This is a genomic window from Saccharopolyspora sp. NPDC049357 (assembly GCF_040677225.1).
Taxonomy (GTDB): domain Bacteria; phylum Actinomycetota; class Actinomycetes; order Mycobacteriales; family Pseudonocardiaceae; genus Saccharopolyspora.
Map to the genome: position 1 here is coordinate 1 of NZ_JBFAQJ010000045.1, position 14,380 is coordinate 14,380.

General features: G+C 67.1%; 20 protein-coding genes. 3 read left to right on the top strand and 17 right to left on the bottom strand.

The annotated features are described in order from the left end of the window. The first annotated feature begins 194 nt into the window (after positions 1-194). Positions 195-1,076 carry a DUF559 domain-containing protein gene (locus tag AB0J91_RS27775; RefSeq protein WP_363874617.1) on the top strand — a complete coding sequence of 294 codons (882 nt, stop codon included), beginning with the start codon at positions 195-197 and terminating at the stop codon, positions 1,074-1,076. A gap of 82 nt (positions 1,077-1,158) precedes the next feature. Here the strand turns inward: AB0J91_RS27775 and truA are convergent, their stop codons facing one another. The 8 genes from truA to infA form a co-directional block, all read right to left on the bottom strand. Next, entirely contained in the window at positions 1,159-2,040 is an 882-nt protein-coding gene (truA, locus tag AB0J91_RS27780; protein ID WP_363874620.1) for a tRNA pseudouridine(38-40) synthase TruA, read from the bottom strand. 17 nt (positions 2,041-2,057) lie between these two features. Further along, the gene (gene rplQ, locus AB0J91_RS27785) at positions 2,058-2,579 is read right to left on the bottom strand and encodes a 50S ribosomal protein L17 (RefSeq protein ID WP_210968401.1); all 522 of its coding nucleotides are present in this window, start codon (positions 2,577-2,579) and stop codon (positions 2,058-2,060) included. A gap of 50 nt (positions 2,580-2,629) precedes the next feature. Then, entirely contained in the window at positions 2,630-3,712 is a 1,083-nt protein-coding gene (locus AB0J91_RS27790; protein WP_132624416.1) for a DNA-directed RNA polymerase subunit alpha, read from the bottom strand. Between the two features lie 151 nt (positions 3,713-3,863). Continuing rightward, positions 3,864-4,469, bottom strand: a complete 606-nt coding sequence (rpsD, locus tag AB0J91_RS27795; protein ID WP_132624414.1) for a 30S ribosomal protein S4 — start codon at positions 4,467-4,469, stop codon at positions 3,864-3,866. Between the two features lie 27 nt (positions 4,470-4,496). Beyond that, complete coding sequence (rpsK, locus tag AB0J91_RS27800; RefSeq protein WP_093414154.1) at positions 4,497-4,901, bottom strand: 30S ribosomal protein S11; 405 nt, start codon at positions 4,899-4,901, stop codon at positions 4,497-4,499. Between the two features lie 25 nt (positions 4,902-4,926). Next, entirely contained in the window at positions 4,927-5,307 is a 381-nt protein-coding gene (gene rpsM / locus AB0J91_RS27805) for a 30S ribosomal protein S13 (protein WP_093414155.1), read from the bottom strand. A 165-nt stretch (positions 5,308-5,472) separates the two neighbouring features. Then, on the bottom strand, positions 5,473-5,586 hold the full coding sequence (gene rpmJ / locus AB0J91_RS27810) for a 50S ribosomal protein L36 (protein WP_010315372.1): 114 nt from the start codon (positions 5,584-5,586) through the stop codon (positions 5,473-5,475). 53 nt (positions 5,587-5,639) lie between these two features. Beyond that, on the bottom strand, positions 5,640-5,861 hold the full coding sequence (gene infA / locus AB0J91_RS27815) for a translation initiation factor IF-1 (RefSeq protein WP_009948665.1): 222 nt from the start codon (positions 5,859-5,861) through the stop codon (positions 5,640-5,642). Positions 5,862-6,231: 370 nt separating this feature from the next. Here infA and AB0J91_RS27820 point away from each other — a divergent pair, with 370 nt between their 5' ends. Together AB0J91_RS27820 and AB0J91_RS27825 are read left to right on the top strand one after the other, a co-directional pair. Continuing rightward, a complete protein-coding gene (locus tag AB0J91_RS27820; protein ID WP_363874623.1) occupies positions 6,232-6,870 on the top strand; it encodes a methyltransferase domain-containing protein in 639 nt (212 codons plus the stop codon). A 115-nt stretch (positions 6,871-6,985) separates the two neighbouring features. After that, positions 6,986-7,582 (top strand): methyltransferase domain-containing protein, encoded by a 597-nt coding sequence (locus tag AB0J91_RS27825; RefSeq protein WP_363786261.1) that lies wholly within the window; start codon positions 6,986-6,988, stop codon positions 7,580-7,582. 4 nt (positions 7,583-7,586) lie between these two features. Here the strand turns inward: AB0J91_RS27825 and map are convergent, their stop codons facing one another. The 9 genes from map to rpsE form a co-directional block, all read right to left on the bottom strand. Continuing rightward, on the bottom strand, positions 7,587-8,381 hold the full coding sequence (map, locus tag AB0J91_RS27830) for a type I methionyl aminopeptidase (RefSeq protein ID WP_363874625.1): 795 nt from the start codon (positions 8,379-8,381) through the stop codon (positions 7,587-7,589). A gap of 97 nt (positions 8,382-8,478) precedes the next feature. Beyond that, positions 8,479-9,033 (bottom strand): adenylate kinase, encoded by a 555-nt coding sequence (locus tag AB0J91_RS27835; RefSeq protein ID WP_363786257.1) that lies wholly within the window; start codon positions 9,031-9,033, stop codon positions 8,479-8,481. Positions 9,034-9,227: 194 nt separating this feature from the next. Beyond that, on the bottom strand, positions 9,228-10,541 hold the full coding sequence (gene secY, locus AB0J91_RS27840) for a preprotein translocase subunit SecY (RefSeq protein ID WP_210968398.1): 1,314 nt from the start codon (positions 10,539-10,541) through the stop codon (positions 9,228-9,230). 286 nt (positions 10,542-10,827) lie between these two features. Beyond that, a complete protein-coding gene (locus AB0J91_RS27845) occupies positions 10,828-11,424 on the bottom strand; it encodes a hypothetical protein (RefSeq protein WP_363786253.1) in 597 nt (198 codons plus the stop codon). Between the two features lie 192 nt (positions 11,425-11,616). After that, a complete protein-coding gene (locus tag AB0J91_RS27850; protein WP_363874627.1) occupies positions 11,617-12,270 on the bottom strand; it encodes a hypothetical protein in 654 nt (217 codons plus the stop codon). Positions 12,271-12,282: 12 nt separating this feature from the next. Next, on the bottom strand, positions 12,283-12,774 hold the full coding sequence (locus tag AB0J91_RS27855; RefSeq protein ID WP_363786249.1) for a hypothetical protein: 492 nt from the start codon (positions 12,772-12,774) through the stop codon (positions 12,283-12,285). A 349-nt stretch (positions 12,775-13,123) separates the two neighbouring features. Further along, positions 13,124-13,573 carry a 50S ribosomal protein L15 gene (rplO, locus tag AB0J91_RS27860; RefSeq protein WP_132624390.1) on the bottom strand — a complete coding sequence of 150 codons (450 nt, stop codon included), beginning with the start codon at positions 13,571-13,573 and terminating at the stop codon, positions 13,124-13,126. Position 13,574: 1 nt separating this feature from the next. After that, positions 13,575-13,757 carry a 50S ribosomal protein L30 gene (rpmD, locus tag AB0J91_RS27865; RefSeq protein WP_132624388.1) on the bottom strand — a complete coding sequence of 61 codons (183 nt, stop codon included), beginning with the start codon at positions 13,755-13,757 and terminating at the stop codon, positions 13,575-13,577. A gap of 5 nt (positions 13,758-13,762) precedes the next feature. Next, positions 13,763-14,377 (bottom strand): 30S ribosomal protein S5, encoded by a 615-nt coding sequence (gene rpsE / locus AB0J91_RS27870; RefSeq protein ID WP_132673945.1) that lies wholly within the window; start codon positions 14,375-14,377, stop codon positions 13,763-13,765. Positions 14,378-14,380: the final 3 nt, after the last annotated feature.

Here is a 14,380-nt window from a genome sequence, read left to right on the forward strand (position 1 = left end):
ACCGGAGCCGGGCACGAGCGAGCCGTCGACCAGCGAGAACGACGGTCTCCTGCCGAGCTCGAACTGATCATCGGCGCGAAATTCGAAACGGCCACCCAGACGGCTGCTTTGAGTTATCCACAGGTCGCGATGCTGTCCACGGATGTTGGTCTTCTTAGTGCTAGAGCCCGGGTTTCGTGGTCACTCTGTGCTTCATGGACCTCGCTGCTTCTGGTTTCGACCGCCGCCGTTACCCACCGCTGTTCACTCGCGCCCAGGCGCAGGAACAGGGAGTTTCCGACTACAAGCTGGCCACGTACTGCGTCCGCGTGCTGCAAGGGATCTACACCGTCCGCGACGCCCCCATCACCCACGCACTCCGATGCCTCGCCGCAGCGATGACGCTGCCGCCTGACGCGGTGATCACCGGGCGGTCCGCGGCAACCCTGCTCGGCGCGGACCTCGCAGGTCCGAAGGACGACGTCGAAGTACTGGTCAGCGACCACAAGTACATGAACCGCCGATTCGGGATCCGCGCGTGGGCGCGCAAGAGCAACGAGGACGAATACGTTCCCTGGCAGGGCATCAACCTCGCCCGGATGACCCGGGCCGCCTTCGACGTGCTCGCCAGGAACACGGTCCGCTTCGCCGTCGCCAACTGCGACGCCATGCTGCGCGCCGGCCTCATCGACGAGACGTCATTGCACAACTTCCTCGCCAAGCGGCACTACTACGGCTACCGCAAAGCCCTTCGCGCGTTGGCGCTGGTGGACTCGCGCGCCGAGTCGATCCCCGAATCAATGCTCCGGGTTGAGCTGGTCCAGGCAGGGCTGAGACCAGTGCCGCAGGTGGAGGTGTTCGACCTGTTGGGCAGCTTCGTCGCACGCCTCGACCTCGCCTTCGAGGAGGAGAAGGTCGCTGTCGAGTACGACGGGAACTGGCACGCCAAGCCCGAGCAGCGGGCGAAGGACGAAGCGCGGCGGCAACGACTCCGCGACTGCGGCTGGACCGTCATCGTCGTCACCCGAGACGACCTCTACGGGGACGCGCGTGCGGTGGTCACCGCGGTCAAGAGCGCCCTCGGCCTGGGACCGTGAGGCGGCGATTCAAATTTCGCGCGAAATTCGAACGCCACGCGCGACACTCGAACTTCGCGCGAAATTCGAACGGGTCGCCGCGTCAGGAGAGGGTGCGGGTGGCCCGGGTCTGGTTCTTCCTGGCCGCCAGGTCCTCGTTCGGGGGGTAGTCGATCGCGCGGAGGGTGAGGCCGTGCGGCGGGGCCACCGCCGTGGTGCGGGTCTGCGCCGCCAGGAGGTCCGCCGGGTGGGACTCCGCGCGTCGGCCATCGCCGGTCATCAGGAGGGTGCCGACGAGGCTGCGGACCATGGAGTGGCAGAAGGCGTCGGCCGAGACGTCGGCGACGATGAGGTTGTCCTCCACGCGGTTCCAGGTGAAGCGCTGGAGCTCGCGGATCGTCGTCGCCCCTTCCCGGGGCTTGCAGTACGCCGCGAAATCGTTGAGGCCCAGGAGTTCCCGGGACGCCTCGTTCAGCGCGTCCACGTCCAGCGGGCGGTTCCAGGCCAGCGTGTCCTTGCGCCGCAGCGGATCGGCGCCCCACGGGGCGTCTGAGACCTGGTAGCGGTAGTGGCGGCGCAGCGCCGAGAAGCGGGCGTCGAACTCCGGAGGAACCACCTGGGCGCCGAGAACCCGCACGTCCGGCGGCAGAATCCGGTTCCACCGGTGGACCATGCGCGTCAGGTCCGGGATCCCGCTCGAATCGACCGCCAGGCGACCGGGCGCCTCGGGATCCAGCGGGACGACGTCGAAGTGCAGCACCTGACCGGTCGCGTGCACACCGGTGTCCGTGCGGCCGGCGACCACGACGGACTTGGGCACCTCGCGGCCGGGGGGCTGCTTGGCGAGCGCGTCCTCCACCAGCCCCTGCACGGTGCGCAGGCCCGGCTGCTTGGCCCAGCCCTTGAAGTCCGTCCCGTCGTAGGACAGGTCGAGGCGCACGCGAACGAGCCCGCCATCCCCAGCGGGAACAGCGGGCTCGTTCACAGCATCACCGGCCAGAATCAGGACTCGTCCTTCTTCTCGGCGGCGGTGTCCTCAGTGGTCTCGACCTGAGCCTCAGCGGACTCGGTGGTCTCGACGGTCTCTTCGGCCTTCGGCTCCTCGGCCTTCGGCTCGTCAGCGGCGAACTTGGTGCCGCGGGCGGCCTCGGCTTCGGCGGTGGCGGTCTTCTCCGCCACCAGCGCGATCACGGCCATCTTCGCGTTGTCACCCTTGCGCGGCATCGTCTTGATGATGCGGGTGTAACCGCCGTTGCGGTCGGCGAAGAACGGGCCGATCTCGGCGAAGAGCTTGTGCACGACGTCCTTGTCGCGGATGGTCTTCATGACCTCGCGACGGTTGTGCAGGTCGCCCTTCTTGGCCTTGGTGATGAGCCGCTCGGCGATCGGCCGCAGCCGCTTCGCCTTCGCCTCGGTGGTGGTGATCCGACCGTGCTCGAACAGCGAGGTGGCCAGGTTGGCCAGGATGAGCCGCTCGTGCGACGGGGACCCGCCGAGACGCGGACCCTTGGTCGGGGTGGGCATCGGTTGCTCCTCTCGAGGGCGCGCCGGTGAACCCCGGACGCGCAACACAGCTACAGCTGCTCTGTCTCCGCGTAGTCCTGACCGTCGTCGTAGCCGTTGTCCTCGACGGGACCCGCCGAGCCGACGATGACCTCGTCCTCGGCGGTCCAGCTCTCCGCGGGGTACTCGGCCGCAGCGGCGGACGGGTCGAACCCGGGCGGGCTGTCCTTGAGGGCCAAGCCCAGACCGGCCAGCTTCATCTTGACCTCATCGATGGACTTCGCACCGAAGTTGCGAATGTCCAGCAGGTCGGCCTCGCTGCGAGAAACCAGCTCGCCGACGGTGTGGATGCCCTCCCGCTTGAGGCAGTTGTAAGAGCGAACCGTCAGGTCCAGGTCCTCGATCGGCATCGCGTAGGCCGCGATGGTGTCGGCCTCCGCCGGCGACGGGCCGATCTCGATGCCCTCGGCATCGACGTTGAGCTCGCGGGCGAGCCCGAACAGCTCGACGAGAGTGCGTCCGGCCGACGCCACCGCATCGCGGGGCGTGATGGACGGCTTGCTCTCGACGTCGAGGATCAGCTTGTCGAAGTCGGTGCGCTGCTCGACACGAGTGGCCTCGACCTTGTAGGTCACCTTCAGAACCGGCGAGTAGATCGAGTCGACCGGGATCCGGCCGATCTCAGCACCGGTCTGCTTGTTCTGCATCGCGGGGACGTAGCCACGACCGCGCTCGACGACGAGCTCGATCTCCAGCTTGCCCTTCGCGTTCAGCGTGGCGATGTGCAGCTCGGGGTTGTGCACGGTGACACCGGCCGGCGGGACGATGTCCGCGGCGGTGACCTCACCCGGTCCCTGCTTGCGCAGGTACATGGTGACCGGCTCGTCCTCCTCGGAGGAGACGACGAGCTCCTTGATGTTCAGGATGACGTCGGTGACGTCCTCCTTCACACCCGGAATCGTGGTGAACTCGTGCAGCACACCGTCGATGCGCAGGCTGGTGACCGCCGCCCCCGGGATGGAGGAGAGCAGCGTACGACGCAGCGAGTTGCCCAGGGTGTAACCGAAGCCCGGCTCCAGCGGCTCGATGACGAACCGGGAACGGGTCTCCGACACGGCCTCTTCGGACAGTGTGGGTCGCTGGGAGATGAGCACTTCGTATTCCTTTCCTCACGGCGCCCGCTATTTGACGCCGATGGAACGGCATGCCCGCGACGGATCGCGGGCCGGCGACGGATTCCTGCACCGCCACCGCTGGTTGCGGACCGCCGGCGGCCGCCTCGTGGAAGGCCGCCGGCGGGACGCGTCACTTCGAGTAGAGCTCGACGATGAGCTGCTCGGTGACCGGGGTGTCGATCTGCGCGCGCTCCGGGCGCTGGTGCACCAGGATGCGCAGGTTCGAGGGCACGACCTGGAGCCAGGCCGGAACCGGGCGCTCGCCGAGGGTTTCCTTGGCGATCAGGAACGGCGTGGTGCCCAGGGCCTTCGGCTTGACGTCGATGATGTCCCACTTCGAGACCTGGAAGCTGGGGACGTTCACCTTCTTGCCGTTGACCAGGAAGTGACCGTGGCTGACGAGCTGACGCGCCATGCGGCGGGTGCGAGCCAGACCAGCGCGGTACACGACGTTGTCCAGCCGGCTCTCCAGCAGCTGCAGGAGGTTCTCACCCGTCTTGCCCGGGCGGCGGTTGGCTTCCTCGTAGTACGCGCGGAACTGACGCTCGAGCACGCCGTAGGTGAACCGGGCCTTCTGCTTCTCCTGGAGCTGCAGCAGGTACTCGGTTTCCTTGATGCGCGCGCGACCGTGCTGCCCCGGCGGGTACGGGCGACGCTCGAATGCCTGGTCTCCGCCGACAAGGTCAACCTTGAGACGACGGGACTTGCGGGTCGCGGGACCGGTGTAACGAGCCATTGGTGATCCTTACTCCTTTCCCGCGGCTCAGACCCGACGACGCTTCGGCGGGCGGCAGCCGTTGTGCGGCTGCGGGGTCACGTCCTGGATGGTGCCCACCTCGAGGCCTGCGGCCTGCAGCGAGCGGATCGCCGTCTCCCGGCCCGAACCCGGACCCTTGACGAAGACGTCGACCTTCTTCATGCCGTGCTCGGCGGCCTTGCGGGCCGCGTTCTCGGCGGCCATCTGCGCGGCGAACGGGGTGGACTTGCGAGAGCCCTTGAACCCGACGTGGCCGGCCGATGCCCAGCTGATCACCGCACCGGTGGGGTCGGTGATCGAAACGATCGTGTTGTTGAACGTGCTCTTGATGTGAGCCTGCCCGTGGGCAACGTTCTTCTTTTCCTTGCGCCGCACCTTCTTGACGGCGCCAGCGCGAGCCTTGGGTGGCATAGCTTTAGCTTTCTCCTAGCGAGGCTTACTTCTTCCCGGCCTTCTTCTTGCCGGCGACCGTCTTCTTCGGCCCCTTGCGGGTACGCGCGTTGGTCTTCGTCCGCTGCCCGTTGAGGGGCAGGTGACGACGGTGGCGCACACCCTCGTAGCAGCCGATCTCGATCTTCCGGCGGATGTCGGCCTGGACCTCGCGGCGGAGGTCACCCTCGACCCGGTAGTTCTCCTCGATGAAGTCGCGCAGCTTGGTCAGCTGCTCGTCGTCGAGGTCACGCGGCTTCGCGTCGGCGGAGACACCGGTGCCGGAGAGAATCTCCTTGGCCCGGGTCTTGCCGATCCCGAAGATGTAGGTAAGCGCGATCTCCATGCGCTTTTCGCGCGGGAGGTCGACGCCAACGAGCCGTGCCATGTCGGCTCCTTCTCCTTAGATCGGTCCAGGTCTGCTCCCACGCCGCCCCCGCACGGATGTGCGGAGCCCCGGCCTGGTCCGGAGGTCAGTCGGCTCAACTCGCGAGCCGACAGGTCGTGGGAGTTCTTCTCTGTTTCCGCTTGCTGCGACCTCAGCGGTCTGCGGTCAGCCCTGACGCTGCTTGTGTCGGGCGTTGTCGCAGATCACCAGGACTCGTCCGTGACGACGGATGACCTGGCACTTGTCGCAGATGCGCTTCACACTCGGCTGGACCTTCACGGTCGTGCTCTCCTGTTGGACGCGTGTCCAGGTCTCCCCGGACACCGTGGAGGTCACTTGTAGCGGTAGACGATGCGCCCACGGGAGAGGTCGTACGGCGAGAGCTCCACCACAACCCGGTCCTCGGGGAGGATTCGAATGTAGTGCTGGCGCATCTTGCCACTGATGTGTGCGAGGACCTTGTGGCCGTTTTCCAACTCGACACGGAACATCGCGTTGGGAAGCGGCTCGATCACCCGACCCTCGACCTCAATGGCCCCGTCCTTCTTGCCCATGTCCTCCGCGTTTCGTGACGGTGACGGTTTGCGGGGCGAAAGCCCCTGCCACACGAACCGGAGGCCCCGGCACGCATGACCGACACACGCGGGATCCGATTCGAAATACCGATGACCACCCGATCCGGATACTCTTGAGCAGAGTCGCGCGGACGGACACTCCGGGCACAACGAACCGGCGCCACTCGTGCGCCGATAGTCCATCGTACGCGCAGCCCGATGAGCACCACACATCGGGGCTGCTCACACCGCATCCGCCGCCACCGGCGACTTGCGCCGATCTTCGGGCCCTCACTACTTTCGACCACACACTCGAAACCTCGACACCGGTGTCGAGGCGCGCCCACCCCGGAAACACCCGAGGAGCAGCGTGACAGCGCAGCAGCAGCCCACCGGCAGTCCGGTGCAGGCGTTGACCGGCAAGCTCGCCGAATACCGGACCTTCCTCAGCACCGCGGTCCGGAACCCGCACATGGTGGGCGCCGCCACACCCACCTCGGCCGCCGTGGCGGCCACCGTCGCGCAGGTCGTGCCCAGCACCGGCAGCCCGGTCGTGGTCGAGCTGGGCCCCGGGACCGGATCGCTGTCCGACGGCATCCACGCCCGCCTGCCCGAGGGTGCCCGCCACCTGGGCATCGAGCTCGGCGCCGACATGGTCGCGCACCTGCGCGAGCACAAGCCGTGGCTGGAGGTCGTGCACGGCGACGCCGGCGACCTGGTGTCGGTGCTGGCCGAACACCGGATCGACAGGGTCGACGCGGTCGTCAGCAGCATCCCGTGGTCGCTGCTGGACGACGGCGCCCAGGGCCACATCCTCGGCCAGGCGGCCAAGGCACTCACGCCCAACGGCGCGTTCACGGCCCTGACCTACCTCCCCGCCGAGCGCACCCGCAACGCGCGCCGGTTCCGCGAGCGGCTGCACGAGACCTTCGACGAGGTCCTCACCCACACCACGTGGCGCAACTTCCCACCCATCCTGCACTACATCTGTCGCCGTCCCCTGGTCTGAGCATTCCGACAACCGGGTACTTCCAGGCAAAAGGCCGAGTTTCGGTCGACGTGGATGTCTGATTGCGGACCGGTTACGGTCGGGCGGCATCAAACCCGGGGAGGGCAGGAGAGCCGTGAGCAAGTCACGCGAGTACCTGATGTTCGTGGGCCGCGCCGTCCAGAACCCGTCGAAGGTCGGCGCGGTGCTGCCGACCTCGGAGCACGTGGCCCGCGCGGTCGCCGACGTCGTGCCCAGCCACGGCCCCAGCACGGTGCTGGAGCTCGGCCCCGGCACCGGTGCGCTCAGCGATCCCATCCGGGAGCGCGTCGCACCCGGGTCGCGACATCTGGCGGTGGAGATCGATCCGGAGCTGGTCCGCTACCTCAACCGCACCAAGCCGTGGTTGGAGGTGATCCACGGGGATGCTTCCGACCTGCGCAAACTCCTCGCCGACGCGGGCGTGGACAGGGTCGATGCGGTGATCAGCTCGATCCCGTGGACGCTGCTGCCCGGCGACAAGCAGCGCGAGCTGCTGCACGAGGCCGCCGCGGTGATGACCCCGGGCGGGGTGTTCACCACCGTCACCTACCTGACGACGCTGTGGCGCGCGCAGACCAAGGAGTTCATCGGAGCGCTCGACGAGACCTTCGACGAGGTGTTCCCCCGCAGCGCCGTCTGGCGCAACGTGCCGCCGGCGCGCGTCTACGCCTGCCGCCGACCCAAGGGCTGAGGACTCAGGCCTCTTCCGGGGCCGTGAGGACCCAGGGACCGTCTTCGGTGATGGCGACCGTGTGCTCCCAGTGGGCGGCACGGGAGCCGTCGGCGGTGACGACGGTCCAGGCGTCGTCGAGCTCCTCGGTCTCGGCGGTGCCGCCGGTCAGCATCGGCTCGACCGCCAGCGCCATGCCCACCCGCAGCTTCGGGCCGCGGCCCGGCTTGCCGAGGTTCGGCAGGAACGGCTCCATGTGCATCTGGGTGCCGATGCCGTGGCCGCCGTACTCGGCGATGATGCCGTAGTCGCGGCCGTCGGTCGCAGCCGCCGACAGAGCGGCGGTCTCCACGGCGTGCGAGATGTCGGTGAGGCGGTTGCCTGCGCGCACCTTCTCGATGCCCGCCCACATGGACGCCTCGGTCGCGGCCGACAGCGCGCGGTCGGCGTCGCTGATCTCGCCGATGGCCAGCGTGACGGCGGAATCACCGTGCCAGCCGTCGAGGATCGCGCCGCAGTCGACCGACAGCAGATCTCCCTCGGAGACGACCTCGCGCACCGACGGGATGCCGTGCACGACCTTCTCGTTCAGCGAAGCGCAGATCGAACCGGGGAAGCCGTGGTAGCCCTTGAACGAGGGCACCGCACCGGCGTCGCGGATGACCTGCTCGGCGATGGCGTCCAGCTCACCCGTGCTCGCACCCGGCACGGCCTTCTCCCGGACGGCCGCCAGCGCACGCGCGACGACCAGTCCGGCGGCTCGCATCGCCTCGATCTCACCGCGCGACTTGAGCTCGATGCCCTTACCCCGACGCAACAAGGCACTCACCTTCGAAGTATTGCTGGACGACGCCGGTTCGCGCCCGGCGAGGGAAATGCGACGGCCGGCCACCATCGGTGACCGGCCGCGCGAACGTTCACTGGTGGCTGCGCAGCGCTTCCAGCGCGCGGCCGGTGATCTCCTCGATCGAGCCCATGGCGTCGATCTTGATGACCTTGTCCTGGTAGTAGCCCAGGATCGGTTCGGTCTCCTCGTGGTACACCGCGAGACGGCGGCGGATGACGTCCTCGGTGTCGTCCGAGCGGCCGCGCGCCAGCATGCGCTTGACCAGCTCCTCCTCCGGGACGTCGAACTGCACGACCGCGGTCAGGGCGAGGCCCTTCTCGCCGAGGATGCCACCGAGCACCTCGGCCTGAGCGGTGTTGCGCGGGTAGCCGTCGAGCAGGAAGCCCTGGGCTGCGTCCTCGTCACCGAGGCGGTCGCGCACCATCTCGTTGGTGACCTCGTCCGGCACCAGTTCACCGGCGTCCATGTAGCTCTTGGCCTTCTGGCCGAGCGGCGTGGAGTTGCCGATGTTCGCGCGGAACAGATCTCCGGTGGAGATGTGCGGCACACCGAGCTTCTCGCTGAGCACAGCCGCCTGGGTACCCTTACCGGCACCAGGCGGGCCGACGAGAACCAATCGCACCAAGGGTCTGCCTCCGAATCCTCACCGTCGCGCGCCAACTGCTGACGAGCTGCGCGGCACCGCCCCGTACCGACGGCGCTGCGATCCCAACCACCCTACGCATGGACGAGGGGCGAGCGAACATGCCCATGCGAAAGTCCGCGCATGGGCAAGCACGCTGGTCCGGGCGTGTGCAGCACACGCCCGGGCGCTCCACCTTACCTGAGGAAACCCTCGTACTTCCGCTGCGTGAGCTGGCTCTCGATCTGCTTCACGGTGTCCAGACCCACGTTCACCATGATCAGCACCGCTGTGCCGCCGAACGGGAAGTTCTGGTTCTGGCCCTGACCACCGGTCAAGCCCAGGAAGAACATCGGCAGGATGGCCACGATGCCCAGGTACAGCGAGCCGGGCAGGGTGATGCGGGAGAGCACGAAGCTCAGGTACTCCGCGGTCGGGCGACCGGGGCGGATACCGGGGATGAACCCGCCGAACTTCTTCATGTCGTCCGCCCGCTCTTCCGGGTTGAACGTGATCGACACGTAGAAGTAGGCGAAGAAGATGATCAGCAGCATGTACAGCAGGATGTGCACCCAGCTGGCCGGATCGACGATGTAGGTCTGCAGGAAGCGCGCCCACCAGCTGTCCTGGTTGCCCGCCAGCTGACCGATCAGCTGCGGCAGGTACAGCAGCGACGAACCGAAGATGACCGGGATGACACCCGCCTGGTTCACCTTCAGCGGCAGGTACGTGGACGTGCCGCCGTACATCCTGCGGCCGATCATGCGCTTGGCGTACTGCACCGGGATCCGGCGCTGCGCCTGCTCGATGAACACCACGGTAGCGATGATCGCGACCGCGAACAGGCAGACCATGGCGAAGACCAGGCCGCCGTGCGAGTTCAGGATGTTGCCGCCCTCGGCGGGGATCCGCGAGGCGATCGAGACGAAGATCAGCAGCGACATGCCGTTGCCGATGCCGCGCTCGGTGATCAGCTCGCCCATCCACATCAGGACGGCCGCACCGGCGGTCATGACGACCACGATGGTGATCAGGTTCAGGACCGAGTCGTCCGGGATCGGCGAGACCGAGCAGCCCTGGAACAGCTGCCCGCGCACCGCGAGCGCGACGATGCCGGTGCCCTGCAGGACCGCCAGGGCGATCGTGAGGTACCGGGTGTACTGGGTGAGCTTGGCCTGGCCGGACTGGCCTTCCTTCTTCAGCTGCTCGAAGCGAGGGATGACCACCTGCAGCAGCTGGATGATGATGCTCGCCGTGATGTAGGGCATGATGCCCAGCGACAGCACCGACAGCTGCAGCAGCGCACCGCCGCTGAAGAGGGTGAGAAGAGAGTAGACACTCTGAGCGCCGCTGCCCTGAATCTGCTCGATGCACTGCTGGATGTTGGGGTACGACACACCGGGCGACGGAATCGTCGCACCGAGGCGGTACAGCACCACCATTCCCAGCGTGAACAGGATCTTGCGGCGCAGGTCCGGCGTTGCCAGAGCCGAGCGGAAGGCGCCGAGCACGCGAACCTCCTGTACGCGAACCGGTCGGAACCGGCCGGAAAACAAGCGGCCGGCTTCGCCAGCCGGCACGGCGGGAAACTCCATGGACAAGGCCGTGGTCACCCACGGCACTACCGCGCGACTTTAGCAGGCCGCGAGGTGGATACGGACAGCGACCGAACCCTCACGACGATCAACGTTTCGCAACATCGCCACCAAGCAGCGGCAACCGCGCCCTCCCAGGCGCGGTTGCCGTTATTCCCAGCTTGACCTGCGGTGTTGTCGAAGATCGACGATCACATCGGGATCAACCGCAGTTGGCCTGCTTTTCTTCCTCGGTCATCGCGCGGGTGGACTGGGTGACCGTCCCGCCCTGGTCGTCGGCCGGGCCGCTGGCCTCGAAGTCGTTGACGTACCAGATGTAGTGATCGTAGAACTTGTCCTCGAAGTGCAGCTCGTAGGTTCCCTTGGCCTTCTGCATCTTCGGTCCGTGGTACACCTGCCCGACCTCACCGGGACGCACGGTGATGAAGGTGGTCTGCGACTCGGTGTGCTCGGACCGCCACTCGTGACCGTAGGTCGCCTTGAAGGTCACCTTGAACACCTCGCCGAAGCTGGTGCTCATCGACAGACCCACGCTGTTGCTCTCCGCGGTGCTGTCGGACCAGGCGACGTTCATCATCTGCTCCTTGTCGGTGCAGTTGAACACCGGAGAGCCGACCGCCTCTGAACTGTTCTGGTAGTACTCCACCTCGCCCTCGGGGTGAAACACGCAGCTGTCGGTGCCGTTGTCGCACTTCTCCAGCAGCTCGCGAACCGTGGGCTCTTCGGCCGCGGTGGCAGGCGGGGCCAGCAGCAGAGCCGCCCCGATCGCCGACACGCAGCTCACCGCGATGCGCTTCATCATCGAGTTCCTCTCGATCAACTTGAAGACCAACCGGACAACACCCGCATCCGAGAACCGGACCACCACGCTTTCGGCCACCGGACCACCGCCGCTCTCCGGACCCGGATTACCGCCGTAATCGGGTCCCGGAATACGGCGGTAATCGGGGTCCTGATTACCGGGGTAATCGGGGTCAAGGGCTGTGGGTGATTACGGGCAGGCGTCGACTTCTTCCTGGGTCATGTCGCGGGAGTGCTGGCTGACCGCGGTCGATGAGTCCTGGGCGGGGCCGGTCGCCTCGAAGTCGTTGACGTACCAGATGTAGTGGTCGTGGAACTTGTCCTCGAAGTGCAGCTCGTACGTGCCGCGCACCTTCTGCATCTGGGCGGCCCGCTCGACCCAGCCCACCTGGTGCGAGCCGGTGTCGACGAACGTCGTCTGCGACTCGGTGTGCGACTCCTCCCAGGTGTGCTGGAAGGTCTGCTCGTAGGTGACGGCGAAGACCTTGCCGAAGCCCGCCTCGGTGGTCATCGACAAGCCGACGCTGTTGCTCTGCGACGTGGTGTCCGACCAGGCGACGCTGTGGCGCTGGTCGTCCGGGGTGCAGTTGTAGACCGGGTCGCCGACCTGCTTGGTGTCCGCGGTGAAGTACTCCGGCTCGCCGGCCGGGTGGAACACGCAGCTGTCGGTGCCGTTGTCGCACTTCTCCAGCAGCTCGCGGACCGTCGGGTCCTCGGCGGCGTTGACGCCCCGGGCGTTGATGACACCGGCGCTCTCAGCGGTCGCGTTGGCGGTGACGGGCACGACCAGCGCGCCGAACGCGCTCGCCGACGCCACCAGGGTGCGAATCGTTCCTGCTCGCATGGCGAATTCCCCTCAGCTCAGACCGACGGACTGGGTGCGGTCGTTCAGCATCGAACCGACGTCGGGCGTGTTCTCCTTGAACGGCCCGTCGCGCTCGCCGCCCAGGTCGGGCTCCGGGTACAGCCAGATCCAGCAGCCGCCCCACGGCTGAACCGAGGAGACGATGTTCTTCCAGTCATCGGGCAGGTTGATCTGGAAGTTGACGACACCGTCCTTCTCGCACATCTCGGAGCCGTAGACGGTGAAGCTGGCCCCGCCGTAGTTGGGGTCGGCGAACAACGTCGCCTGGATGACGTCGCCACGCGCGTCCCTCGACTGCGCGGTGGCCTCGGCCAGCGTGTTGAAGCACAGGGTCTCCCCGGTGCTGAAGTGATAGCTGCAGTGCGAATCCGGTTTCGGGGCCACCTGCCCGCCGGGTTGGGCCACCGCTGCTCCCGGGACAACCGCGGCCAACACCGCGACGATCACCAGGACGGCACGCCGTCCCACCTGTCGTGGTCGCATATGCCGTCGCTCCTCCCTCGATTTACCAGCGCCGTCCGGGTGAAACGGCGTCGACAAAGCTAAGGAGTCGTGTGACGGGGCCAACACCGACGAAAAGTAGCCGGACGGGCCCACCTTCGCTTGAAACTCTTCGGTGGATCGCCTTGGACTGAAGAGGGGTCCTGGCGTTCGCGCATATCGCGGCCGGAGAACTCGCGAACCGGCTAAGTGAACTGCCAAGGGTGATTTCCCGAGTGCGCACCGTATCGCGACTGGGAAGTTGTGGGAACCAGGAAAAAGATGGGTCCCGAATGGGAAAAACAGAAGACCCGCCATCCCGGTTGGATGGCGGGTCTTCTGCTGAACTCGATCAGCGCTCGAGCTTGGTGACCGAACCGCCGGCGGCGGTGATCTTCTCCTGAGCGCTGCCGGTGAAGGCGTGAGCGGTGACGTCCAGCTTGACGCCCTCCAGGTCCCCGTCGCCGAGGATCTTCACCAGCTCGTTCTTCTTGACCAGGCCCTTGGCGACGAGCTCGTCGAAACCGACGGTGCCACCCTCGGGGAACGCCTGGGCCAGCTTGCCGAGGTTCACACCCTGGTACTCGGTGCGGAAGCGGTTCTTGAAGCCCTTGAGCTTCGGGAGCCGCATGTGGATCGGCATCTGCCCACCCTCGAAACGAGGGGAGACGGTCTTGCGGGCCTTGGTGCCCTTGGTACCGCGGCCGGCGGTCTTGCCCTTGGAGCCCTCACCGCGGCCGACGCGGATCTTGTCGCGCTTGGCGCCAGGGGCCGGACGCAGGTCGTGCAGTTTGATGACCATGTCAGTCGACCTCCTCGACCGTCACCAGGTGACGGACGGCGTTGACCATGCCGCGCACGTTCGAGTCGTCCGGGCGAACCACGGACTGACGGATCTTGCGCAAGCCGAGGCTGCGCATGGTGTCGCGCTGGTTCTGCTTCGAGCCGACCAGCCCGCGCACCTGAGTGATCTTGAGCTGTGCCATGACGATCAGACCCCCGTCCCGGCGGCACGCGCACGCATGATGAACGCCGGAGCGACATCTTCCAGCGGCAGGCCACGGCGAGCCGCGACCTCCTCCGGACGCTGCAGCTGCTTGAGGGCGTCCACCGTGGCGTGCACGATGTTGATCGGGTTGTCCGAGCCCAGCGACTTGCTCAGCACGTCGTGGACACCGGCGCACTCCAGCACCGCGCGCACCGGACCACCGGCGATGACACCGGTACCGGCGCTGGCCGGACGCAGCAGCACGACGCCGGCGGCGTCCTCGCCCTGCACCGGGTGCGTGATGGTGCCGCCCAGGCGCGGGACGCGGAAGAAGTTCTTCTTCGCCTCCTCGACGCCCTTGGCGATGGCCGCGGGAACTTCCTTGGCCTTGCCGTAGCCGACACCGACCATGCCGTCGCCGTCGCCGACGACGACCAGCGCGGTGAAGCTGAAGCGCCGACCACCCTTGACGACCTTCGCGACGCGGTTGATGGTCACGACACGTTCGAACTGCGGGGTCTTCTCTTGGGCCGCCCCGCCACGGCCGCCGTCGCGGCGGTCCCGGCGGTCCTTGCCGCCGGACTCCCCGCCGCCTTCACGCCGAGTGCGTCCAGGCATCAG

Excerpts from the sequence above, each read along its gene's own strand:
- AB0J91_RS27855 (WP_363786249.1), bottom strand. The coding sequence starts at position 12,774 with ATGCGACCACGACAGGTGGGACGGCGTGCCGTCCTGGTGATCGTCGCG.
- rpsK (WP_093414154.1), bottom strand. The coding sequence starts at position 4,901 with ATGCCACCCAAGGCTCGCGCTGGCGCCGTCAAGAAGGTGCGGCGCAAG.
- AB0J91_RS27845 (WP_363786253.1), bottom strand. The coding sequence starts at position 11,424 with ATGAAGCGCATCGCGGTGAGCTGCGTGTCGGCGATCGGGGCGGCTCTG.
- AB0J91_RS27775 (WP_363874617.1), top strand. The coding sequence starts at position 195 with ATGGACCTCGCTGCTTCTGGTTTCGACCGCCGCCGTTACCCACCGCTG.
- rpsE (WP_132673945.1), bottom strand. The coding sequence starts at position 14,377 with ATGCCTGGACGCACTCGGCGTGAAGGCGGCGGGGAGTCCGGCGGCAAG.
- AB0J91_RS27850 (WP_363874627.1), bottom strand. The coding sequence starts at position 12,270 with ATGCGAGCAGGAACGATTCGCACCCTGGTGGCGTCGGCGAGCGCGTTC.
- rpsM (WP_093414155.1), bottom strand. The coding sequence starts at position 5,307 with ATGGCACGGCTCGTTGGCGTCGACCTCCCGCGCGAAAAGCGCATGGAG.
- rpsD (WP_132624414.1), bottom strand. The coding sequence starts at position 4,469 with ATGGCTCGTTACACCGGTCCCGCGACCCGCAAGTCCCGTCGTCTCAAG.
- infA (WP_009948665.1), bottom strand. The coding sequence starts at position 5,861 with ATGGGCAAGAAGGACGGGGCCATTGAGGTCGAGGGTCGGGTGATCGAG.
- rplO (WP_132624390.1), bottom strand. The coding sequence starts at position 13,573 with ATGGTCATCAAACTGCACGACCTGCGTCCGGCCCCTGGCGCCAAGCGC.
- rplQ (WP_210968401.1), bottom strand. The coding sequence starts at position 2,579 with ATGCCCACCCCGACCAAGGGTCCGCGTCTCGGCGGGTCCCCGTCGCAC.
- rpmD (WP_132624388.1), bottom strand. The coding sequence starts at position 13,757 with ATGGCACAGCTCAAGATCACTCAGGTGCGCGGGCTGGTCGGCTCGAAG.